At 40.4% G+C, this 23825-nt stretch carries 22 protein-coding genes; 14 read left to right on the top strand and 8 right to left on the bottom strand.

The features are described from left to right. Positions 1-144 precede the first annotated feature (144 nt). The 9 genes from sucD to fabG all read left to right on the top strand — a co-directional run bounded on the left by sucD (position 145) and on the right by fabG (position 9738). The gene (gene sucD / locus AAFF35_RS25830) at positions 145-1017 is read left to right on the top strand and encodes a succinate--CoA ligase subunit alpha (protein WP_073232338.1); all 873 of its coding nucleotides are present in this window, start codon (positions 145-147) and stop codon (positions 1015-1017) included. Positions 1018-1160: 143 nt separating this feature from the next. After that, on the top strand, positions 1161-1640 hold the full coding sequence (locus AAFF35_RS25825) for a methionine-R-sulfoxide reductase (RefSeq protein WP_342329398.1): 480 nt from the start codon (positions 1161-1163) through the stop codon (positions 1638-1640). Between the two features lie 109 nt (positions 1641-1749). Continuing rightward, positions 1750-2148, top strand: coding sequence for a septal ring lytic transglycosylase RlpA family protein (locus AAFF35_RS25820; RefSeq protein ID WP_342329397.1), 399 nt, complete (start codon positions 1750-1752; stop codon positions 2146-2148). A 385-nt stretch (positions 2149-2533) separates the two neighbouring features. Beyond that, positions 2534-3508: a ribonucleoside-diphosphate reductase small subunit gene (locus tag AAFF35_RS25815; protein WP_342329396.1), complete on the top strand. Its 975-nt coding sequence runs from the start codon at positions 2534-2536 to the stop codon at positions 3506-3508. A gap of 73 nt (positions 3509-3581) precedes the next feature. Beyond that, the gene (locus AAFF35_RS25810; protein ID WP_342329395.1) at positions 3582-5960 is read left to right on the top strand and encodes a ribonucleoside-diphosphate reductase subunit alpha; all 2379 of its coding nucleotides are present in this window, start codon (positions 3582-3584) and stop codon (positions 5958-5960) included. Positions 5961-6778: 818 nt separating this feature from the next. After that, positions 6779-6982, top strand: a complete 204-nt coding sequence (locus tag AAFF35_RS25805; protein WP_342329394.1) for a cysteine-rich CWC family protein — start codon at positions 6779-6781, stop codon at positions 6980-6982. Between the two features lie 45 nt (positions 6983-7027). Further along, positions 7028-7903 (top strand): carbon-nitrogen hydrolase, encoded by an 876-nt coding sequence (locus AAFF35_RS25800; RefSeq protein WP_342329393.1) that lies wholly within the window; start codon positions 7028-7030, stop codon positions 7901-7903. After that, positions 7887-8939, top strand: a complete 1053-nt coding sequence (locus AAFF35_RS25795) for an agmatine deiminase family protein (RefSeq protein WP_342329392.1) — start codon at positions 7887-7889, stop codon at positions 8937-8939. The genes AAFF35_RS25800 and AAFF35_RS25795 overlap by 17 nt, the downstream gene beginning before the upstream one ends. A 55-nt stretch (positions 8940-8994) precedes the next feature. Continuing rightward, entirely contained in the window at positions 8995-9738 is a 744-nt protein-coding gene (gene fabG / locus AAFF35_RS25790) for a 3-oxoacyl-[acyl-carrier-protein] reductase (protein ID WP_074612192.1), read from the top strand. 85 nt (positions 9739-9823) lie between these two features. On the opposite strand, the gene AAFF35_RS25785 is transcribed toward fabG, so the two are convergent. Beyond that, positions 9824-10582 carry a L,D-transpeptidase family protein gene (locus AAFF35_RS25785; protein ID WP_342329391.1) on the bottom strand — a complete coding sequence of 253 codons (759 nt, stop codon included), beginning with the start codon at positions 10580-10582 and terminating at the stop codon, positions 9824-9826. Positions 10583-10700: 118 nt separating this feature from the next. On the opposite strand from AAFF35_RS25785, the gene AAFF35_RS25780 reads away from it, so the two are divergent. After that, on the top strand, positions 10701-12746 hold the full coding sequence (locus AAFF35_RS25780; protein ID WP_342329390.1) for a hypothetical protein: 2046 nt from the start codon (positions 10701-10703) through the stop codon (positions 12744-12746). 12 nt (positions 12747-12758) lie between these two features. After that, positions 12759-13370 carry a trimeric intracellular cation channel family protein gene (locus AAFF35_RS25775; RefSeq protein ID WP_124581156.1) on the top strand — a complete coding sequence of 204 codons (612 nt, stop codon included), beginning with the start codon at positions 12759-12761 and terminating at the stop codon, positions 13368-13370. Here AAFF35_RS25775 and AAFF35_RS25770 read toward each other — a convergent pair. The 3 genes from AAFF35_RS25770 to aqpZ form a co-directional block, all read right to left on the bottom strand. After that, positions 13367-13666: a septum formation initiator family protein gene (locus AAFF35_RS25770; protein ID WP_342329389.1), complete on the bottom strand. Its 300-nt coding sequence runs from the start codon at positions 13664-13666 to the stop codon at positions 13367-13369. The genes AAFF35_RS25775 and AAFF35_RS25770 overlap by 4 nt on opposite strands. 240 nt (positions 13667-13906) lie before the next feature. Continuing rightward, the gene (gene eno / locus AAFF35_RS25765; RefSeq protein WP_342329388.1) at positions 13907-15205 is read right to left on the bottom strand and encodes a phosphopyruvate hydratase; all 1299 of its coding nucleotides are present in this window, start codon (positions 15203-15205) and stop codon (positions 13907-13909) included. A 152-nt stretch (positions 15206-15357) separates the two neighbouring features. Continuing rightward, positions 15358-16050, bottom strand: a complete 693-nt coding sequence (aqpZ, locus tag AAFF35_RS25760) for an aquaporin Z (RefSeq protein ID WP_342329387.1) — start codon at positions 16048-16050, stop codon at positions 15358-15360. Between the two features lie 210 nt (positions 16051-16260). Between aqpZ and AAFF35_RS25755 the strand changes: the two genes are divergently transcribed. Continuing rightward, entirely contained in the window at positions 16261-17592 is a 1332-nt protein-coding gene (locus tag AAFF35_RS25755; RefSeq protein ID WP_342329386.1) for a trypsin-like serine protease, read from the top strand. Between the two features lie 123 nt (positions 17593-17715). Here the strand turns inward: AAFF35_RS25755 and AAFF35_RS25750 are convergent, their stop codons facing one another. The 3 genes from AAFF35_RS25750 to carA all read right to left on the bottom strand — a co-directional run bounded on the left by AAFF35_RS25750 (position 17716) and on the right by carA (position 20789). Further along, positions 17716-18807 carry an ABC transporter permease gene (locus AAFF35_RS25750; protein ID WP_342329385.1) on the bottom strand — a complete coding sequence of 364 codons (1092 nt, stop codon included), beginning with the start codon at positions 18805-18807 and terminating at the stop codon, positions 17716-17718. A 9-nt stretch (positions 18808-18816) separates the two neighbouring features. Beyond that, positions 18817-19587 (bottom strand): ABC transporter ATP-binding protein, encoded by a 771-nt coding sequence (locus AAFF35_RS25745; protein WP_342329384.1) that lies wholly within the window; start codon positions 19585-19587, stop codon positions 18817-18819. A gap of 89 nt (positions 19588-19676) precedes the next feature. After that, positions 19677-20789: a glutamine-hydrolyzing carbamoyl-phosphate synthase small subunit gene (carA, locus tag AAFF35_RS25740; RefSeq protein WP_342329383.1), complete on the bottom strand. Its 1113-nt coding sequence runs from the start codon at positions 20787-20789 to the stop codon at positions 19677-19679. A 295-nt stretch (positions 20790-21084) separates the two neighbouring features. On the opposite strand from carA, the gene panB reads away from it, so the two are divergent. Then, positions 21085-21900, top strand: a complete 816-nt coding sequence (gene panB, locus AAFF35_RS25735) for a 3-methyl-2-oxobutanoate hydroxymethyltransferase (RefSeq protein ID WP_342329382.1) — start codon at positions 21085-21087, stop codon at positions 21898-21900. Between the two features lie 30 nt (positions 21901-21930). After that, positions 21931-22617 (top strand): RluA family pseudouridine synthase, encoded by a 687-nt coding sequence (locus AAFF35_RS25730; RefSeq protein ID WP_124581137.1) that lies wholly within the window; start codon positions 21931-21933, stop codon positions 22615-22617. Positions 22618-22718: 101 nt separating this feature from the next. Here AAFF35_RS25730 and AAFF35_RS25725 read toward each other — a convergent pair whose 3' ends face one another. Further along, on the bottom strand, positions 22719-23474 hold the full coding sequence (locus AAFF35_RS25725) for a M57 family metalloprotease (protein WP_342329381.1): 756 nt from the start codon (positions 23472-23474) through the stop codon (positions 22719-22721). Positions 23475-23825 lie beyond the last annotated feature (351 nt).

The following is a 23825-nucleotide window of genomic DNA, read 5'->3' as shown; positions in this document are numbered from 1 at the left end:
ATATTTGAGTAAATGTCAAACGTTAAGGCCTGAACCCGCAGGGATTGCTCTTTTTGTAGAAAAAAAATCGATTGTAATAAAAATGGTAATGCATTTGACAATCCATTTCAATTAGCTTAGATTTGCACAAAAAAAAATAGATACATGAGTGTTTTAGTAAATAAGGATTCAAAAGTTATTGTTCAGGGTTTTACTGGAAATGAGGGTACTTATCATGCCTCTCAAATGATAGATTACGGAACTAACGTTGTTGGTGGTGTAACGCCAGGCAAAGGTGGCCAGACTCATTTAGACAGGCCCGTATTTAATACGGTAAAAGATGCGGTTGATAAAGCCGGTGCCAATGTATCTATCATTTTCGTTCCTCCGGCTTTTGCTGCAGATGCCATTATGGAAGCTGCTGAGGCAGGAATTAAAGTTATCGTTTGTATTACTGAAGGTATCCCTACAAAGGATATGATTCAGGTAAAAGAATATATTTCTGACAGAGATTGTCGTTTAATCGGTCCAAACTGCCCGGGTATCATCACTGCTGATGAGGCTAAAATTGGTATTATGCCAGGTTTTATCTTCAAAAAAGGTACAGTTGGTGTAGTCTCTAAATCAGGTACTTTGACTTATGAAGCAGTTGATCAGGTAGTTAAGGCAGGTTTGGGAATTACTACAGCTATCGGTATCGGTGGTGACCCAATCATTGGTACAACTACTAAAGAAGCGGTTGAATTGTTGATGAATGATCCTGAAACTGAAGGCATCATCATGATCGGTGAAATCGGTGGTGGTATGGAAGCCGAAGCAGCGCTTTGGATCAAAGAACATGGAACTAAACCAGTTGTAGGATTCATCGCCGGACAAACTGCGCCTCCGGGACGTAGAATGGGCCACGCAGGTGCAATCGTTGGTGGTGCTGATGATACTGCTGCGGCAAAAATGAAAATTATGGCTGAATGCGGTATCCGTGTAGTAGAAAGTCCTGCTGAAATCGGTGATGCAATGGCTGAACTGTTGAAGAAATAAGAAGATCTTCTTGTATAAATCAAAAGCTCTGGTGAATTTTCATCGGAGCTTTTTTTATGGAATAAGGATGACCAAATTATGGCAGAGCATTAAAACTATAAAAAGAGTTTAGCCGTATATTGTATAAAATAGAGGAGATACACATGAAGACCTTGATCAACAAAACATTTATACTGGCAGGTTTGTTAATTTTAACCAGCCTGACGGCTTGCGCCCAGAAGCAAAAAAAAGAAGATTCAAAAAAAATAACCAGGAATATGGAGTGGAATAAGTTAACCAAAGAAGAAGAGGATGTAATCGTACGTAAGGGTACAGAATATCCGGGTACAGGAAAGCTGTTGAATAATAAGGAAAAGGGCACCTATATCTGCAGACGTTGTAATGCGCCATTGTACCGTTCTGAGTCGAAATTTGAGTCGGAATGCGGATGGCCAAGTTTTGACGATGAGATCAAAGGTGCGGTGGAAAGAATTGCTGATGCAGATGGCATGCGAACGGAAATTGTATGTGCAAATTGTAAGGCTCACCTGGGCCATGTATTTATTGGAGAAGGTTTCACTGCTAAAAATACACGCAACTGTGTGAACTCGGTCTCCATGAGTTTTGTGCCAGATAAGAAATAGTTTGTTTTATAATGATATTGCTATGATGCCCGATGATAACTTGTCGGGCATTTCTTGTTTATCCGGGGGGAGTTTGCTTATGTTTGTCCTTTCACCAACAATTGTAAATATGAAGTATTGTTTATTTTTATGTTTTATGTTGTCTTTCGCGGGCATCTCTGCCCGGGAAAATTTCAGGAAGCAAGAGACAGAAGCAGACTCCACTGTTCGTACAAAAACAGGATATGCTACTTATTATGCCCGGAAATTTGAAGGACGCAAAACAACGAGTGGGGTGAGATACCGTGCCAGCAAAATGACTGCCGCACATTTGACATTACCTTTCGGAACTGTAGTAAAAGTAACCAATTTATCTAATGGTAAATCTGTCGATGTGAAGGTGAATGACAGAGGTCCACACAGCAAAAAATACATCATCGATCTTTCCGCTGGCGCAGCAAAAAAACTGGGCTTCTACAGGATGGGACATTCAAAGGTAGAGATCAGCTACCAGCTTCACAGAGAATAGCTTTTTTAACTTTAAAGCGGCTATAGTCAGTTTCCCTATATTTATTAACATTGCGGCCAAAGTTCCGGACTTGAAAAAAAGAAATAAATACCAATTTTCAAGGTAACTGGTATGTCAAATTCTGTTCAACGTGTTGATAAATATGACCGCTTGTTAACAACTTATGTACACGAATCAAGGTCTCAGACTTTATATTTGTTATTACAAAGTTCTTTAATAAATCACATCCAGATTTTTAGTTAAAGGTTTAATATTTAGTTGCTTAAGGCTGTTGTAAGATTCGATTTCTTTTCATCTTTTTAAAACTAAGTACGGATTGCACGGCTGCTGGAATTTTTAAAGACTTTTTAACTATCCTATACATTTACCTATTAAAAAGATGCTTATGCAAGAAGAAGAAGTATTATTAAAAGAAAACAAAGATCGTTTTGTTCTTTTGCCGATTAAATATCCTGAAATCTGGGAAATGTATAAGAAGAGTGAAGCAAGTTTTTGGACAGCAGAGGAAATCGACCTTTCGGATGATCAAAAGCATTGGGACAATCTTAATGATGGTGAAAGACACTTTATTTCTCATATTTTAGCCTTCTTCTCTGCCAGCGACGGAATTGTAAATGAAAACCTTGCAGTGAACTTTATGAGTGAAGTTCAGCTTCCGGAAGCACGTTGCTTCTATGGGTTTCAAATCATGATGGAGAATATCCACTCTGAGACTTATGCCTTACTGATCGATACGTATATCAAAGATCCTGACGAAAAAGACAGGTTATTCCATGCCATAGAAACTGTTCCTTGTGTAAAGAGGAAAGCCGAATGGGCTTTGCGCTGGATCGACAACGGAAATTTTGCCGAACGTTTGGTTGCGTTTGCTGCGGTAGAAGGAATCTTCTTCAGTGGTAGCTTCTGCTCCATCTTCTGGTTGAAGAAACGTGGATTAATGCCGGGATTAACTTTCAGTAATGAGCTCATCTCAAGAGATGAGGGTTCACACTGTGAATTTGCCTGTCTGTTGTACGGCATGCTTAAAAATAAACTGAGCGAAGAGCAGGTTCATGGCATCATCCGCGATGCGGTTGAAATCGAAAAAGAATTCGTGACGGATGCACTACCGGTTGCGCTGATCGGAATGAACGCGAAGTTGATGTCTCAGTACATTGAGTTTGTGGCCGACAGATGGTTGCAGGAATTGGGCTATACCAAAATATATCATGCGACAAATCCGTTTGATTTTATGGAGATGATCTCCCTTCAGGGAAAAACCAACTTCTTTGAGAAAAGAGTAGGGGATTACCAGAAGAGTGGCGTGCTGACTTCAACAGAAGATAAAGCTGCAGCATTCTCCTTAGACGACGACTTTTAAATAATTAGAAATTTGGTGCCGATGCTGGCTCGCTCATCACAAGCCAATATGCACCTTTAAATACCTGAAAAATATGTTTGTAATAAAAAGAGATGGCCGTAAAGAAGCGGTAAGATTCGATAAGATCACCGCTCGTATCGAAAAGTTATGTTATGGCTTTAACGTCGAACTGGTGGATCCGATCGATGTGGCTAAAAAGGTAATCGAAGGTTTATATGATGGGGTAACTACTTCAGAACTGGATAACCTTGCCGCTGAAACGGCAGCTTCTTTAACCACAAAGCATCCTGACTATGCATTGCTGGCTTCCCGTATTGCGGTTTCCAATCTACATAAAAACACCACGAAGTCGTTCTCAAAAACGATGGAAATGTTGTACCTGTATGTAGATTCCAAAACAGATAAAAATGCTTCATTAATTGCTGATGATGTATGGGAAGTGATTAAAGAGAATGCAGATATTCTTGATAGTACCATCATTTACGACAGAGATTTTGGTTTTGACTACTTCGGTTTCAAAACATTAGAGAAATCATACCTGTTGAAAATTGAAGGTCAGATCGTAGAGCGTCCTCAGCATTTATTCATGAGGGTTTCTGTAGGTATTCACAAAGGTGATATCGACAGCGTAATCAAAACTTACAACCTGATGAGTGAACGTTGGTTTACACATGCGACTCCAACTTTATTTAATGCTGCTACACCAAAACCTCAAATGTCTTCTTGTTTCTTATTAACAATGCAGGATGATAGTATTGAAGGAATTTATGATACGTTAAAACAAACGGCTAAAATTTCACAAAGTGCAGGTGGTATTGGATTGAGCATTCACAATATCCGTGCAACGGGTTCTTATATTGGTGGTACCAATGGAACCAGTAACGGTATCGTTCCAATGTTAAAAGTGTTCAATGATACTGCGCGTTATGTAGATCAGGGTGGAGGTAAACGTAAAGGTGCCTTTGCAATTTACTTAGAGCCTTGGCATGCAGATGTATTCAGTTTTCTTGACCTGCGTAAAAACCATGGTAAGGAAGAACTTCGTGCCCGTGATTTATTCTATGCACTTTGGGTTTGTGACTTATTCATGAAACGTGTAGAAGAAAATGCAGACTGGAGTTTATTCTGTCCGCATGAAGCACCGGGACTAGCCGATTGCTTCGGTAAAGAATTCGAAGATTTATACGAACGTTACGAAAAAGAAGGAAGAGCACGTAAGACGATCAAAGCTCAGGAATTATGGTTCGCCATCCTGGATTCACAGATCGAAACCGGTACGCCTTACTTGTTGTATAAAGATGCTGCCAACAGCAAATCAAACCAGCAAAACCTGGGTACGATCAAAAGTTCCAACCTTTGTACAGAGATCATCGAGTATACCTCTAAAGATGAAGTTGCAGTATGTAACTTAGCTTCTCTGGCTTTACCAAGATACGTGATCAATGGTGAGTTCGATCACCAGAGATTATATGATGTGACTTATCAGGCGACTTTAAACCTGAATAAAATCATCGATTATAACTATTACCCTGTTGAAGAGGCTAAAAACTCTAACATGCGTCACAGACCAATTGGTTTAGGTGTACAGGGCTTAGCAGATGCCTTTATCTTAATGCGTTTGCCTTTCGAAAGTGAAGGTGCACGTGAATTGAATAAAGAAATCTTCGAAACGATCTATTTTGCAGCAATGACTGCTTCACATGACCTTGCGGTAATCAATGGCCCTTATCAGACCTTTAAAGGGTCTCCTTTATCGAAAGGTAAATTCCAGTTTGACCTTTGGGATGTAAAACCAAGCAGTAACCGTTGGGATTGGGAAAGTCTACGCAAGAAAGTAGTAAAAGATGGGGTATATAACTCTCTTTTAGTGGCACCAATGCCTACTGCTTCTACTTCTCAGATTTTAGGTAACAATGAGTGCTTTGAGCCGTATACTTCTAACATCTATACGAGAAGGGTATTGAGCGGAGAGTTTATCGTAGTAAACAAACACTTGTTGAAAGATCTTGTTGCTTTGGGTCTTTGGACTCCTGCAATGAAAGACAGAATCATTTTAGCGAATGGATCTATCCAGGACATCGCTGAGATCCCTGATTATATCAAAGAGCTGTACAAAACAGTTTGGGAAATTAAAATGCGCAGCATTATTGATATGGCTGCCGACAGAGGTGCTTATATCTGTCAGTCGCAATCCCTAAACTTGTTTATCAATGCACCGAATACTTCGAAACTGACTTCAATGCACTTCTATGCATGGAAGAAAGGATTGAAAACCGGTATGTATTATTTACGTACACAAGCGGCTTCTCAGGCAGTTAAATTTACTGTAGAGAATCAGGCTGGTAAAAACATGGAGCCGGTAATTCCGGAACATATCGAGCAGGTAGTGGAAGAAATCACTGATGGACCGGTTTGTTCAATGGAAGAAGGCTGTATCAGCTGTTCAGGTTAATTCCTTCTAACAATTAATATATAAAGGGGTAAGATTTCATCTTGCCCCTTTTTTTGTACATGAGTTATCCACATTCCAGAATAGGTTTGTGAACAGCTTGTAAACATAGCGTCTGTTGTTTCTGCACATTTAAAACTTGATTATTCACGCTTATTAACGATTTTTCATAGTTTCCCAACAGGTTCTTAACGCGTTCCCCACAGGGTAAATATGGTTTCCCACATAGTTATCCACATGCTTTATGTTGGATACTTGTTGCTTATTCACATGTTTTCCACCCCAAATTATTAGTTCTCCACGGCTCTGAAAAGTTGCTCACAGATTTCCCACAAGCGCTATATAGGTTACTCACAGCTTACAAACATACTATTCACAGCTTCCCCACAGCTTGTTAACAGGTTACCCACAGGGTTATCAACATCGTTGTTTCCTGTATATAAGCTATTTATGTTTTTTACTAACTTTTCTATAGGCTTATTCACAGGCTTATTTCTTCTCGAAGAATAAGCTTAAATACAGAAAAAATACCCGATAAAGTGAATGTGAATTAAAGCAGCTGTAATTGGCCTTCTGATTTTATGAAAAATTAGCCGATGAATTTAAGCCAAAAAATAGAAGGAATATTCCTGTATTAACGGTTTTCCACAGGTGTTTGGAGTTACCCACAGCTTATAAACAGGTTACAAACAGCTTGTTCACAGGTTGTAAACAGGTTCCCAACAGAGTTATCCACACCCTTTTTTATTGAAAATAAGCACTTTGTCATTTTTATTAACGCATCTCCACCTTAAATCAGGATCTCGTATCTTTGTAAAATAATGGCCAAACACGAAATCATTCCCTGCGAGCGTTGCGGTACACCAATAGAGTGTAAGGCCAACTCCTACACCAAATGTCAGTGTAGTGTGGTTCAGCTCAATCTTAACGAAGTGCAATACATCAGCGAGCTTTATGATGGTTGTCTGTGTGCTAAATGCTTATTTGAGCTTCAGGGAGAGTATAAGGAAATGGTGGCCTCCTGAAAAGAAATTATTTTCTGCTAACTTTGTCTCACAAAATTTCATAGAATGGCTAAAGTACAGGTTGGATTGGTGCAGATGAGTTGCACTGGTAATAAACAAGAGAATTTAGATAAGGCGATCGTTAAGATCAGAGAGATTGCCGCTATGGGTGCACAGGTGGTGTGTCTACAGGAACTATTTACTTCATTGTATTTCTGCGATGAAGAGAATTATGAAAACTTCAAACTGGCAGAATCTATTCCCGGCCCATCAACTGATGTGTTGTCGAAGGTAGCGGCTGAGTTGAATGTGGTCATTGTTGCTTCTTTATTTGAGAAAAGAGCAGAAGGCTTATACCATAATACTACTGCTGTATTGGATGCTGATGGTGCTTACCTGGGTAAATACCGCAAGATGCATATCCCTGATGATCCTGGTTTTTATGAGAAGTTCTATTTCACGCCCGGTGATTTAGGTTACAAAGTATTTAAAACCAAATTTGCTAAAATAGGTGTCCTGATCTGTTGGGATCAGTGGTATCCTGAAGCGGCACGTTTAACTGCTTTAATGGGTGCCGACTTCCTGGTTTATCCAACTGCTATTGGCTGGGCAACCACTCAGGATGAAGCGACCAATGTGGAACAATATAATGCATGGCAAACCATCCAGCGTTCTCATTCTATCGCAAATGGTGTTCCGGTAGTGAGCATCAATAGGGTAGGTGAAGAAGCAGGAGTTGCTTTCTGGGGAGGATCATTCGTATCTAATCCATTCGGAACGATATTGTATCAGGCAGACCATAGTAAAGAAGAATTAAAAGTAGTTGAGCTGGACCTGTCAAAATCTGACAGCTACAGGACGCACTGGCCGTTTTTACGTGACAGACGCATCGATAGTTATTCACAAATCACCAAAAGATATATAGATGACGAATCTATTTAATGATAGCCCTAAAAAGGCAGGATACCGTTTTCCTGCGGAATGGGTAAAGCACGAAGCCACTTGGTTAAGCTGGCCGCATAAGGAAGAATCCTGGCCGGGAAAACTGGAAACGATATATACTCCTTATTGCCAGTTTATCAAAATTGTAGCAGAAGGAGAGAAAGTAAGAATCAACGTTAATGATGAAGAGACCAAAGCTTTTGCCATTTCCGAATTGGAAAAGGTAGGCGCAGACCTTAGTCAGATCGAGTTTTACCTGAATCCAACCAATGATGCCTGGTGCAGGGATCATGGACCTGCATTTTTATTAAATGAAGCCAAGGATCAGAAAGCTGTGGTAGACTGGGGTTACAATGCATGGGGTGGTAAATATCCGCCATTCGATCTGGATGATGTGATTCCTACTAAAATCGCCAATCATTTTGGTTACCCGCTTTATCTTCCTGAAATCGTAATGGAAGGTGGATCTGTTGAATTCAATGGTGCTGGAACCATCCTGACCACTACGGCTTGTTTATTGAACAAGAATAGAAATCCACACCTGACAAAAGAAGTGATTGAACAATACTTACTCGAGTTTTATGGTGCAGAGCAGGTACTTTGGCTGGGAGACGGAATTGTTGGAGATGATACAGACGGACATATTGATGATATTACCCGTTTTGTAAACGAAGACACCGTTTTAACTGTAGTGGAGAGTAATCCTCTGGATGAGAATTATATTCTCTTACAGGAGAACTTAGCGGCATTGAAAGAGATGCGTTTGTTAAATGGTAAACCATTGAACATTGTCAAACTTCCTATGCCTTCACCAGTGATTCATGAGGATACCCGTTTACCTGCTTCTTATGCTAACTTCTATATTGCCAATACTTCGGTGATTGTGCCTACATTCAGAGATGTGAATGATGAGAAAGCGTTGAAGATTATTCAGGATGTTTTCCCGGATAGAAAAGTAGTGGGCATCGATTCTACGGATATTATCTGGGGACTGGGTAGTTTTCACTGTCTGAGTCAGCAGGAGCCTGCTATTTAAGTATTACAAACAACAAAACAGAAACAAAATATTTTCATAACCAAACATATTTACGATGAAATTACTAGAAGGAAAAACAGCATTAATCACCGGTGCTTCTAAAGGAATAGGCCGCAAGATTGCCGAGAAATTTGCGGAGCAGGGTGCAAACGTTGCTTTTACTTATCTGTCCTCAGTAGAAAAAGGTCAGGCCTTAGAGCAGGAGCTGCAAAGCTTCGGTACTCAGGTTAAAGGATACCGTTCAGATGCTTCTAAATTTGATGAGGCGGAAAAACTAATCAATGATATCGTTGCTGACTTTGGCGCTTTAGACATTGTGGTGAACAACGCAGGAATCACTAAAGACGGTTTATTGATGCGCATGAGCGAAGAGAACTGGGATGAGGTGATCAATGTAAACCTTAAATCTGTATTTAACGTTTCTAAAGCAGCTTCTAAAGTAATGATGAAGGCCCGTAAAGGATCGATCATTAATATGAGCTCTGTAGTTGGTGTTCAGGGTAATGCTGGTCAGGCAAACTATGCGGCTTCAAAAGCAGGAATTATCGGTTTCTCTAAATCTTTAGCTAAAGAATTGGGTTCCCGTAATATTCGTACCAATGTAGTTGCTCCAGGATTTATCCGTACTGAAATGACTGATGTACTGGATCCTAAAGTAGTTAAAGGCTGGGAAGAGGGTATTCCATTGAAAAGAGCAGGAGAGCCTGAAGATGTGGCAAATGTTTGCGTGTTTTTAGCTTCAGACATGAGTGCTTATGTAACCGGGCAGGTATTGTCTGTTTGCGGAGGAATGTTGTAAATAAATTGCTTAACCCTGATAAAGGGTTCTTAAATAAAAAAAACGCAGAAGAGATTCTGCGTTTTTTTTATACCTGTTTTATAGACTATTTGAAAGTATATTTCCCCCCTTTTTCTGAGGACAGCGGAATCGTTTTATGCTGCTCAAAAAGCTGGTACGCGGGTTGAAGTCCGGTCCAGAATGTTTTTTGCTGAGGGAATTGGACTGCAAATTTATCCAGGTTCGCTTTATTCATCTTAAACGGAAAGATGTGAACCGGTATTCTGGACTGCCCGCTATTTTGGGCTTCTACTGCCAGCACATAAACTTCCTTGATCTTCTCATCTGTAAGTGGAATGCAACCCACGGTAACACAGTTTCCATGAATGTAGATATCTCCACCGGTACGTTTGGTACCACTTCTTTTTTTATCCACTCCATTGGGATAATTTACACCGAGCGACAAGTGGAAATTGCTCATCGGATTGAATACGTTGATATGGTAAATCCCTTCGGGTGTTTGATAATCTCCTTCCTGTACTTTTGGTCCGAGTGTACCGGAATGCTGACAAAACTTATAGGTCTTAAATAAGCGATATTCTTTATCCTTTAGTTTTTTCGCCCAGACTTCCAGCACCCCTTCAGTTTTATAGGCGGCGAGGTACAGTTGAAAAGGACCATCGAACTTTGCTGTTTTCAATTGATTCTGTAAGCTGCTCCAGCTATCGTCATAAGCAGCCCTCACCCTTGGAAAAGTAAGTTGTTGTTGTTTAAATGTCAATTGTGCGTTTACTGAGCTGGTCATCGTGAAAAAAAGTATCACCTGAAATAAGGTTTTCGTATGGTTTGATGCGGAGCGTATCATTGTTTCTTAATTGGTCTGGTTTTTATGAAAACAAATTAATCTTATTTTTTTAAAATTTAGCATCTTTACCCAAATACATATGGGCGATTCTTTCAATTTATATACAATAATGGCTTTAATGGGATGTCTTCTGCTGGGACTCCTGTTCGCATATGTATCCTACGGGAAAACGGCACATCTGGAAAGAAAACTCCGGATTGGACTTGCCGCATTAAGGGCAGCCCTGGTTGCCCTGATCTGCGGACTGCTGTTTTTTCCTCTGGTAAAGCGGGTCAGTTATAACCTCGAAAAACCACTGATCATTATTGGTCAGGATAATTCTTTATCTGTCGGGCATATTCAACCTGCAGGTTTTAATAAACGGCAGTATGAAAAAGATCTTCAGGCACTGGCGGATAAATTGTCTGCAAAATATGAACTGAAGATTTACCATTTCAGTGACAGCATTAAGGCTGGCTTTGATTTTTCCAATAAAGGTAAACTCAGTAATGCAACGGTATTGTTTAACCGCCTGAACGACGAATATTTAAATCGTAATATTGGTGCTGTTATTTTGGCTTCAGACGGAATATTTAACCGTGGGGGCAGTCCGCTGTATGATTTAAATAAACTTAAAGCACCGGTGTATACAATTGCACTGGGGGATACCATTCCCAAAAGAGATTTAATGGTTGCAAATGTGAACCATAATAACCTGGTCTACCTGAACAATGAATTTACAATTGAAGTGCAGGTGGAGGCATTTGAAAGTAAGGGCGAGGAAACAAAACTGACGGTTTCTGAAAATGGAAAAATGGTGCAGGAGAGTAAGCTTCAGATTGGAAGTAATGCTTTTGCGAAGACGGTTCCTGTAAAGTTAAAGGCCTCAAAGATGGGCTTGCAAAAGTATACTGTACAGCTCAGTCCTTTAAGCAATGAGGTCTCAGAGAAGAACAATGCGCAAAGCATTTTTGTAGAAGTCATCGACGCCCGTCAGAAGGTGTTGATTGCTGCAGGAGCGGCTCATCCGGATATCGCTACGATAAAACAGGCCATTAGCGGAAATAAGAACTACGATTTAAAAGTTGCATTGGGAGAAGAGTTAAACGCTGTAAATGTGACCGATTATGGCCTGATCATTTTATACCAGTTGCCCGATGTTCAGAATCACGGGGCTTCCTTCCTTGTCAGGTTGCAGCAGGCCAATATTCCGGTATGGTATATTCTTGGTGCACAAAGTGACGTAAGCAAATTTAACCAGCTGCAAAAATCCGTTAGTTTTAACGGCAGCAACAGTACCATTCAAGAGGCTTTTTCTTATTCAAATCCTGACTTTACCACTTTTGATATCGATGCGGCGTCTGCAAAGCATATCGATGATTTTGATCCGTTATTGGCCCCTTTCGGAAAAATTACCATCAATGGAAATGGTTTAATTGCCCTGAACCAGCGAATAGGAAAAATTAAAACCCCCTCAGCACAATTGTTTTTCCTGAATGAAAACGGAAAGAAAGCAGGATACCTGATTGGGGAGGGATTATGGAGATGGAAGTTATCTGAAAGCAAGGATGGGCTAACCAGTTCCGTAGTAAATGGCTTAATCTCAAAAACGGTTCAATACCTTTCGGTAAAGGATGATAAACGTAAATTCAAGGCGTATCCTGCCAAGAATACTTTCGACGAAAATGAAAATGTGCTGATCAATGCGGTATTGTACAATGACAGCTATGTGGCGATCAATACGCCGGATGTCAATATCCAAATCAAAAATCAGGAAGGAAAACTGTATAATTTTCTTTTCTCCAGAACAGAATCCGCTTATCAGCTGGATGCAGGAATGCTTCCTGCCGGAAACTATACCTTCAGTGCCAGCACCAGTCTGGGAGGTAAAAAGCAGATTGCACAGGGTGCTTTTTATGTAAACGCGATGATTGCCGAGTATCAGCAAACCATAGCCAACCACCAATTGCTGAACAATATGTCGGTACAGACCAATGGCAAAATGTATATGCCTCAAAACCTGTTAAACATATTGACTGATATCTCCAAAAATGAAGACATCAAAACGCTGAGTTACGAAGACCGCAGGTACGAGGAATTGATAAACTTCAAGTGGCTATTTGCCATGATCATCTTATTGCTTAGCTTGGAGTGGTTTTTCAGAAAGAGAAACGGCGAAATTTAATCTGCACAGGATATGGAAATCAGCACCATGCAAACCATTGAAACATTAGGGACGGTTGCCTTCTCGATCTCGGGCTCATTTGCTGCTATGCAAAGAAGACTGGATCCTTTTGGGGTTCTGATCATTGCATTTGTGACTTCCATTGGCGGGGGGACGGTAAGGGATTTGCTCATCGGAGATACCCCGGTAGCCTGGATGCGGGATGTAAATTATTGTTTGCTCATCCTGCTCACCTCTCTGGCCACGATATTCTTTAAAACTCATATCAAAAAATTTAAAGTCACCCTATTTCTGTTTGACTCCGCGGGGTTGGGCTTATTTACCATGTTGGGAATTCAGAAGGGAATTATGTTTGGACTTAGTCCGGGCATCTGTGTGGCACTTGGTACGATTACCGGATGTTTCGGTGGGGTCATCAGAGATACGTTCTTAAACACGATCCCATTGATTTTTAGAAAGGAGATATATGCCACTGCCTGCATCCTGGGAGGAATTCTCTATTTTACACTTAAACATTTCAACCTAAAAGAAGATGTGGCCAATATCTCGGTCATCGCTTTCATTTTTGTTTTCAGAATAGTCGTGGTAAAATATAAGCTGACGCTTCCTAAATTCGGATATTAGTCTTTAGGAGCCTCTTTAATGATCACGAAAACGTCCTCATTGTCTCTTTTCATGAAATACTTTTCACGGGCAAATTTCTCTGCCGTATTCAGATTGGTGTTCAGCTCGTTTAAATCCTTTTTTACGGTAGCCGTTTCCCTTTCATAAAAATCCTTTTCTTCCTGAAGTTTATTCACCTCAGAGCGGAATTCGTATTGAGACAGCATATCATTCTTATCAAAAAACAACATCCATACGATGAAGGCTGCCACAGACAGAAAGTATTTATTGCGTATCAGTTCCAGCAAACGTTCCATAGTACAAAGATATAAATAAACCCTGATAAGCTAATCTAAGAAATAACCCTGATCATCAGTGGATTTAAGGTCCTAAAAAATTGTGTTATAAAAAAACATCCGAAGGTTCTAAATCTCCGGATGTTTTCCAATGTAGTATTTTCCACATATTAACAAAAAAAGAAATGTTGTTTTGAGGACATGCAAATCTTTCTTTCAAAAGATTTGAGGACGAAAAGCAACATTCCTTTTTAAGCAATATTATTTTTTCTTCAAAAATTTGAAATCTTTACCAATAAAACGTGCTGCAGAACCTAGTTCTTCTTCAATACGTAACAATTGGTTGTATTTCGCGATCCTGTCAGAACGTGAAGCTGAACCTGTTTTGATCTGACCGCAGTTTAAAGCTACTGCTAAATCTGCAATCGTAGTATCTTCAGTTTCTCCACTTCTGTGGCTCATTACAGAAGTATAGCCGTTATTTTGTGCCAAACTTACTGCGTTAATGGTCTCAGTTAATGAACCGATCTGATTTACTTTTACTAAGATGGAGTTTGCAGTGTCGGTATCAATACCTCTTTGCAGACGTTTTACATTAGTTACGAATAAATCATCACCAACCAACTGAACATGGTCACCGATTTTCTCAGTTAACAATTTCCAGCCAGCCCAGTCATCTTCGCCCATACCATCTTCAATAGAGATGATTGGATATTTTGCCGACAATTGAGCAAGGTATTCTGCTTGTTCTTCGCTGGTACGGATCGCACCTTTGTCGCCTTCAAATTTAGTGTAATCATATTTACCGTCTTTGTAGAACTCAGACGCAGCACAGTCAAATGCAATATAGATTTGCTCACCTGCTTTGTAACCTGCTTTTTCAATCGCCTGAATGATGGTTTCCACTGCATCTTCTGTACCTTCAAAATTTGGCGCAAAACCACCTTCATCGCCTACAGCAGTAGAAAGGCCTCTGCTGTGTAAAATAGCTTTCAGGTTATGGAATACTTCTGTTCCCCATCTTAATGCTTCAGAGAAAGAAGAAGCACCAACCGGCATGATCATGAATTCCTGGAAAGCGATAGGCGCATCAGAGTGAGAGCCACCGTTTACAATGTTCATCATCGGGATAGGAAGGATGTTTGCATTAACACCTCCGATATAACGGTATAAAGGCTGACGGCTTTCCTGAGCTGCAGCTTTAGCAACGGCTAAAGAAACACCTAATATTGCATTGGCACCAAGGTTTCCTTTATTTTCTGTTCCGTCAAGCTTGATCAGTAAGCTATCAATTGCATTTTGTTCAAATACATCAATACCTCTCAATTCATCTGCAATTTTATCATTTACATTGGCAACGGCCTTTAAGACACCTTTACCCATGTATACAGATTTATCATTATCACGAAGCTCTACAGCCTCATGGATACCTGTTGAAGCGCCGGAAGGCACAGCAGCACGACCAAGAACACCATTTTCTGTCATTACATCTACTTCAATAGTAGGGTTTCCTCTTGAATCAAGGATTTGTCTGGCGTGAACATCAATTATTAAACTCATTTTTATCGGATTTTATTTGTTAATCAGCCTTAGTGTAAATATTACAATTACTACGGCGATATCCAAAGTTAAAAATTAAACACAAAAAAGTCGTAATTAATTTAATTACGACTTTTTTGTGGGTATGAGCCTATGTTTTAATGATTTAAAATCTATGCGGTCTGTGGTTTAGCGGCAAAAACTGCTTTATATACCAATCCTGCTAAAATTGCACCGGCGATCGGGGCAACCCAGAACAGCCATAACTGGCCTACTGCATCGCCACCAACAAATAAAGCCTGACTTGTGCTTCTTGCAGGGTTCACAGAAGTATTGGTTACCGGAATACTGATCAGGTGGATCAATGTTAATCCTAAGCCGATAGCTAAACCTGCAAAGCCTTTCGGTGCTCTTTCGTCTGTAGCGCCTAAAATGATCAACAGAAAAATAAAGGTCATGACTACTTCTGTTACTAAAGCTGCGGTCATGCTGTATTTACCAGGGGAGAGGTCGCCGTAGCCGTTCGTGGCAAATCCGCCAATGGAACTTCCGTTACCGGTTGCGATGACATATAGTACACCTGCAGCAGCAATTCCGCCCAAAACCTGTGATATGATGTAAGGAATCAGTTCTTTTCCGTCGAAACGTCCGCCAATCCATAACCCAATTGAAACGGCTGGGTTAAGATGCGCGCCTGAGATGTGTCCCAATGCATACGCGATGGTGACTACTGTTAATCCAAATGCAAGGGCTACTCCGGCAAAGCCGATTCCTGCTCCGGGATAATTACAAGCCAGAACAGCGCTTCCGCAACCGCCAAGAACCAGCCAAAATGTTCCGATAAATTCTGCTACAAGTTTTTTCATTTTTCTACATTGTTTATGATGAGTGTTTGATAGATGTTTATTAGTGAAAAGTTAGTAACAAATATTTAATATTCCTAATGGAGATATTTTTATTGACCAATCGATCTTATTAAGATTGCGAATAAACCTGAAATGAGAAATTATTTAACATTAAATCAATTGCCAGGTAATCTTTCGTATGTATGTTTATGATAATCAAAAAAATATTTCATGAAATACAAAATTAACGCTAAACAGCTCATTAAGTTCTTCCTGCTAGGGATAGTAACTACGGTTTTTGTTTACTCCTGTAAAAAGGCAGACGAAACGGATGAAAAAGTCCAAATCAAAAAGAAAAAGGAAGCGATAATAGGTGGAAACCCTATTCCTATTACAAGAGTTCCATACCAGGTAAGGATAAATATTCCAAATGCTTCCGGTGGAGGGGTAATTTTAAGCAAAGACTGGATAGTCACTGCGGCCCATGTAGTTTATGGATTATCCGCATCTCAGGTAAATGTAGTCTCCGGAACGACAGATGTTACGCTTAATTCGGCAGGCCGGCAAGAGCGGACAGCAGACCAGATTATTATTCACAATGATTATTCTCCTTCAGGAACGCTTAACGATATTGCTTTAATACATCTCTCAGCACCTTTAACACTAAACGAGAGTACAGCCTCAATAGCATACGCCACAAACGAAAATATTGACATCACAAACACTACAGGTGCTTATGTTTCCGGTTGGGGAGTAATTGCGGACAATCCTGGTTCCAATCCTGATACAAGAACAAATGTATTATTTGGTGTAGGCGTTTTCTTATCGAATGTTGAACAAAAACTACTTTATACCCAGCCATACGACAACAGCATACAACAAGGACCTTGCTTTGGTGATAGCGGAGGCCCTTTAGCCACATCCTTAAAATACGATGGTAAAGAACATGTATTAATTGGTATTGTAAATGGTTGGGGAAACTGTAATATCGGAGCGAAAGGCTACGCCAGAATCTCATATTTCGCGCCTTGGATTTTAGAAAAAACAGGAATACCAGTTACCTATTTTAGCAAAGGACTTTCCGGTTACTTTTCTAAAAATGATTGCCCGTCAAATTTTATTCCGCAACAAAATAAAGTATTTTATAGTATAAGCCCGGCCGAGTTTCAATCTACTGTCAGTCAGGCTGATGCTAATGCACAGGCATTAAGTGCTCTAAACTCCAGGGGACAGGCCTATGCGAATCAATTCAGCTGCGGAGTTATCTACAACCTGACAGGTACTGTTACGATTAATTATGGATACCGGGAAGATATCAGATGGAACGCACCATATTTTCAAGACGATTTCGTAAAAATTGAACTCTATCAACGTAATTATTCAGGTCCCGATCTTCTTTTTGGGGTCATTACACAAGCAACTCCGAATAATGGTTTGTTAGTTAATGGTATAAATAGCGACAATTATCCGAATAACTTCCAGGGGGAGTACAGGGTTAAAATAATCTCCTTAACAACAGGGAGCTTTGCTTTTAGTAATTACTTTAATAATTTTCAGGATTAAAAGATCTTATCCTGAAAAATCGCAGATATCAAATGATATGTATTGTATTCAGACAGGCAGATGGTCATTACCGGGCGATCTGCCTGTCTGATTTAGGGCTGATGAGGGTATTTAAGAAGCAGCTTACTCCCATTTAAAAACCTTCACCGCAACCGCATAAATTCCGATCCCCCAGATCACCATGATCAGGATCTGATGTTTCACATCCCATAATCCGGCACCCTCAAAGGCTACCTTTCTCATGGCATCATTCAAATAAGTTAAAGGTAATGCCCTGCTGATTGGCTGAAGCCAGTTCGGGAAAGCATCTATAGAGAAAAACGTGCCTGACAGCAAGAACTGAGGCAAGGTAATGATATTGGAAATGGGAGGGATGGTGCTTTCACTTTTAGCGATTCCGGAAACCACAAAACCGAAGCCCATAAAGACGATCAGTCCGATGATGGACAGCAGCAGCATGTTTAATACCGTGACTGCTCCATTGATCAATGTAAAATGGAAAAAGAAATGACCAATCAGGATAATGAATACGGCGCCCAGTAAGGCAAAACCTATTCTGGCGATTCCTTCTCCAAAGACAATACTTGATTTTCTTACCGGAGTGGCAAAGAAACGTTTGATTACCAGCGTCTGACGTAAACTGAAGAATACGAATGCAGTACCAAAGACACCTGTGCTCAACAGGGAGAACCCCAATTGCCCGGGCAGGATGAAATCTATAGTGCGGTAAATTCTTCCTTGTACCGTGCTTTCATTAAGCTGTGCTACGGTAGGCATTACATCTTTGGTGTTCAAAGTATACATCAGGTTATGAACTACAGATTTCAGGATATTACCTTTATCCATAGAGGCCGAGGTATATTTAATATCAGCCAGGTAGGCCGGTTTTCCGGCAGGATTCTTTTGCACATCAATTAAGGCGTCGATATGACCTTTTTCCAGCCCTGTTTTGATATCTTCAGCATCCTTATCTTTAAGGATATGGACAACTGAATTTGCTTCCAATGCTTTGATGATTGGGTTTTGAAGGTCAGATCCCGGAGCAATGGCCAGGTCTACTTTCACTCCTCCGCCACCCAGAAATCCGAAAACCAGGATGAAGACCAAAGGAAAGGCAAGGGTAAACACCACTGCCGAAGGGCTACGCATAATCGAACGGAAACTTGCTTTCGCAAGGGCCAGGGTAGCTTTAGTATTATTGTAAGGTTTACTCATGTATCTTTTTTAATTGTCTTCTCTCCACTCTTTTCCAGTCAGGTTGATGAAAACATCTTCCAGATTGGCTTTCTTAACTTCTTTCTTCCGCTCGAAACCGCTGCTGATCAGCTTGTCGATTAAATTATCCGGAGTGTCCAGTGCAATGATTTCTCCACGTTCCACAAAGGCAACGCGGTCACATAGCTGCTCTGCCTCATCCATATAGTGGGTAGTGAGCACTACTGTTGTTCCGTTATTTCTGATGTCGATGATCAGGTCCCACAGGTTCCGGCGTGCCTGCGGATCAAGTCCGGTAGTCGGTTCATCCAGGAAAATGATCTTTGGAGAATTGATAAGGGTGGTGGCGATGGAGAAACGTTGTTTTTGTCCGCCGGAAAGGGCTTTATATTTCGCTTTGGCCTTGTCCTGAAGGTTTACTTTTTCCAGCATTTCCATCGGCTTGATGTCTACGCCATACAGGCCGGAGAACAATTCCATCAGCTCTACCAGGTTGAGGTTTGGGTAATAACCTGCTGCCTGAAGCTGTACACCGATGATTCTTTTGATTTTGCTGGCATCTTTATCTACGGAATGTCCATCTACAATAATCTCTCCGGAGGTTTTCTCACGAAGGGTTTCAATGATTTCTAAAGTGGTGGTTTTTCCTGCTCCGTTCGGGCCAAGGAGGCCGAAGATTTCGTTTTGATATACATCAAAGCTGATGCCTTGTACTGCGGTAAAGTCGTCGTATTTTTTAACGAGGTTCCTTACACTGATAATGGCATTGGGTTTGTCCATGGTATAAATGTAAGAAGGTTTAGAAGAATAGAAAACCTAATCCTTGCTAAACCTTCGAATATGTCGGTAAAATGATGTTTAACTCCTAATTACCAGGCGAGTTCGCCTTTGATCATCTCAATGAAATCATCAAACAGGTAACGTGAATCGTGTGGGCCTGGAGAAGACTCCGGGTGATATTGTACAGAGAATGCTTTTTTACCTTTTACCCTGATGCCCTCAATACTTTGGTCATTCAGGTTGATGTGGGTAATCTCTACTTTGTCAGAACTTCTTACTTCTTCCGGAACAACACCAAAACCGTGGTTTTGTGAAGTTACTTCGCAGTGATCTTTGATGATGTTTTTTACCGGATGGTTTAAACCTCTGTGTCCGTTAAACATTTTCATCGTTCCAATACCGTTCGCTTCTGCCAGTAACTGGTGACCTAAGCAAATTCCAAACAATGGTTTATCCGCAGCCAAGACTTGTTTAACCGTCTCAATTGCATAAGGCATTGCCGATGGATCACCGGGGCCATTAGAGATAAAGTAACCGTCAGCACCCCATTTGTCCATTTCTTCAAAGCTTGTTTTAGCCGGGAATACCTGTACATAGATGTCTCTGTCGTCGAAGTTGCGAAGGATGTTCTTTTTAATTCCAAGGTCTAAAGCTGCAATTTTATAAGTTGCATCAGGAGAACCATAGAAATAAGCGGCTTTTGTAGATACCTGAGAAGACAATTCCAGCCCGTCCATAGATGGAACTTCTGCTAATTTAGCTTTCAGTTCTTCAAGATCAGTGATTTCGGAAGAGATAATGGCATTCATTGCTCCTTTATGTCTGATATGACGCACCAAAGCACGGGTGTCAATGTCAGAAATTCCTACAATGTTTTCATTTTGAAAATAGTCCTGAATAGATTCAGAAGCTTCTTTACGGCTAAATCCGATGTTGTAATTTTTACAAACCAGACCTGCAATTTTGATGCTGTCAGATTCTATTTCTTCTCTATGGATTCCATAATTCCCAATATGTGCATTGGTGGTGACCATGATCTGTCCGAAGTAAGAAGGATCAGTGAAAATTTCCTGATATCCTGTCATTCCGGTGTTGAAACAGATCTCTCCGGTAGTTGTGCCGATTTTTCCCGCAGCTTTTCCGTAGTAAACGGTGCCATCAGCCAATAACAAGATTGCAGGTAACTTGGTGTAGTTAGTCATTGTGTGTATAAAAATGAGAAATTATGGTGAAAAAAGAGAAAAATGATGGTTTATGTGTGATTTTGATATCACTTCTGTAGTTAACAAATGTGCTGTTAAGTAACCCCTTCATTTCGGGATACAAAGATACGTTTTTGATGATTTAAATCAAGACTTTTTTTTACATTCTGTAAGAGACTAAGGAATACATTCCCGAGTAGGGGAAGAAGCCGGACCGGATTCTGTCACAAAAAGAATAAAACTCGCTTTATTTCGGATGTAAAAACTAATTTTGCCCAAACTAAAATATAAAAACATGTCTGTAAATAAAGAAGTAAAACGGATAACTACCCATATTTTGCAAGCAATGAAGCAACGTGGTGAAAAGATCGCGATGCTAACTGCTTATGACTATTCTATGGCCACCATCCTTGATGATGCCGGCTTAGATGTATTATTGGTTGGAGACTCCGCTTCCAATGTTATGGCGGGACATGAAACGACCTTGCCGATCACGCTGGATCAAATGATCTATCATGCACAATCTGTGGTAAGGGGGGCTTCCCGTGCTTTAGTCGTAGTTGACCTTCCTTTCGGATCGTACCAGGGAAACTCTAAAGAAGCATTGAACTCTGCAATCCGCATCATGAAAGAATCCGGAGCACATGCGGTGAAAATGGAAGGTGGAACAGAAATCGTGGAATCTGTACAAAGAATCATCACTGCCGGAATTCCTGTTATGGGACATCTGGGCCTGACTCCTCAGTCTATTTATAAATTCGGAACGTATACCGTAAGGGCAAAAGACGAAGCTGAAGCTGATAAACTAAAAACTGACGCAAAAGCATTACAGGAAGCAGGATGTTTTGCAGTCGTATTGGAAAAGATTCCGGCAAAACTGGGTAAGGAAGTTTCCGAATTCCTTGATATTCCTACTATAGGAATTGGTGCAGGCCCGGATTGCGATGGCCAGGTATTGGTTGTAAATGACATGATTGGTTTAACAAAAGGATTCAAACCACGGTTCTTACGTCAGTATGTAAACCTGTACGATGGCATTTTAAATGCAGCACAGTCTTATATTAAAGATGTGAAATCAAATGATTTCCCTAACGAAAAAGAGCAATATTAATCAGAGCTTAAAATTGCTCCACCTACAAAGATGCCAATAACAGCAAAAGATATACTTTATGAAGACAATCACCTGATCGCGGTCTGTAAGCGGGCAGGTGATATTGTCCAGGTAGATGAGACAGGGGATGAACCTCTGGACGAAATGGTTAAAAAATACCTGGCCAAAACCTATAACAAACCAAACAGTGCTTTCCTGGGAGTGGTTCACCGTCTGGACAGACCGGTCAGTGGCGTGATTCTATTTGCCAAGACCAGTAAAGCACTGGAAAGGATGAATGCCGTTTTCAAAAACAGGGAGGTAAAGAAAACCTATTGGGCAGTCGTGAGAAATAAACCTGCGAAAGCTTCCGGTACTTTGGTGCACTGGTTGGTTAAAAACCCACAGAAAAACGTCGTTACGCCACATAATGTGGAAGTAGAGGGAAGTCAGCGTTCGGAATTGAGTTATCGGTTAATCGGAGAGCTGAATGGTTATTACCTGATTGAAGTAGATCCGCTTACCGGCAGGTCACATCAGATCCGGGTACAGCTTTCAACTTTAGGTTGTCCGATTGTGGGAGACAATAAATATGGTTATCCAAGGGGAAGCAGAAAGGGAAGTATTTGTTTACATGCCCGCCGACTACAATTTATCCACCCTGTAAAAAAAGAACCTGTAAATATTTTTGCCAAACTTCCGGTAGACGGTTTTTGGGAAAAGTTCGAGAACATGTAAGAACCGTAATTCAGGATAAATACTTTTTGAAGAGTATCTATCCTGAATGGGACTACGATCTAAGGGCGTTTATAATTTAATTGGTTAATTAAGTTGGGTGATTAGTACAATGCGGCAGTTGCTGCTTTGTCTCTTGCAGACAATACTGCAGCGCCTGATCCACATTGACCCCCGTTCATTAATGAAAGCGCATCAGTTCCGCCTACTCCAGGTACATTGATGGCCGCACTTTCTCCGAGAGCTGCCCAATTGGTATGTCTGAAAGAGATGTTATGTCCTAATTCATGACAAATGGTTCTGGCACGCTGAGCAAAACTATTTGTAGCGATATAAGCCTTGTTAATTCTGATCAGGTTACCGGCAAGTCCTCCTGAAGGAAAAGTACCGGCACCACAAACACCATTTCCAAGATTCACATCTGTAATGCGGATATCATAAGGAGCCGCGGTTACTATTTTAAACTTTAACGCTGAACCGGCTACAGCGTTCCACTGCGCAACAGCAGAAGCAATTTCTGCATTCATACTGGTCATAGTTGCATCTGCAAACACTCTAATTGCAACTGCATTTGCAGGGCTTACTAAAGTACCGGTATAATATTGCTCTAATTTGGGACTGCCGTCCGTAACCGGAACTTCCATGTTTTTAGGGAAACTGATGTCTCCTTCTACCATGTATTCCGTTCCAAGGTCAACAATACTGCTGGAAGGGAATCCCAGACTGGTAATGTAATTGTAGACTTTGTCTTTTTTTACTACTGCTTCCTGAGCAGCGGGTGCGTCTTTGGTTTTAGAGCACGATGAGATCGCTAATGCAACCATTGCAATACAAGCGATGTTTTTTAGATTTTTGATCATAATAGGGATGAGGTTAGTTAGATCGTAATAATCTAATATAAGAATATCTTTTCAATAAAAAATATTGTTAATAGACTGTTTTTTTAAATAATACTGAAAGTATATATATTAATGTTACACTAAGTTGACTAATTTTTCTCTGTATGAAATGTGAATTTTCTTCCTTTTTCTTGCACAGCATCATTTAAACTAAGATTTTAAGCATGCTCGGGAAAGGTAAGGATGGAGGAAATACACACGTATTTTGCTTTGAAATTTTTTTATTTTTTATTTCGACAATCTGCTTGATTATTAGGAGTATACGGCTGAATTAATCTCGTTTGTGATTGTTTAATTTTAGTTAATTAACCT

It is taken from the genome of Pedobacter sp. FW305-3-2-15-E-R2A2, from assembly GCF_038446955.1.
Lineage (GTDB): Bacteria > Bacteroidota > Bacteroidia > Sphingobacteriales > Sphingobacteriaceae > Pedobacter.
This window is presented reverse-complemented; position numbering and strand designations above follow the sequence as displayed.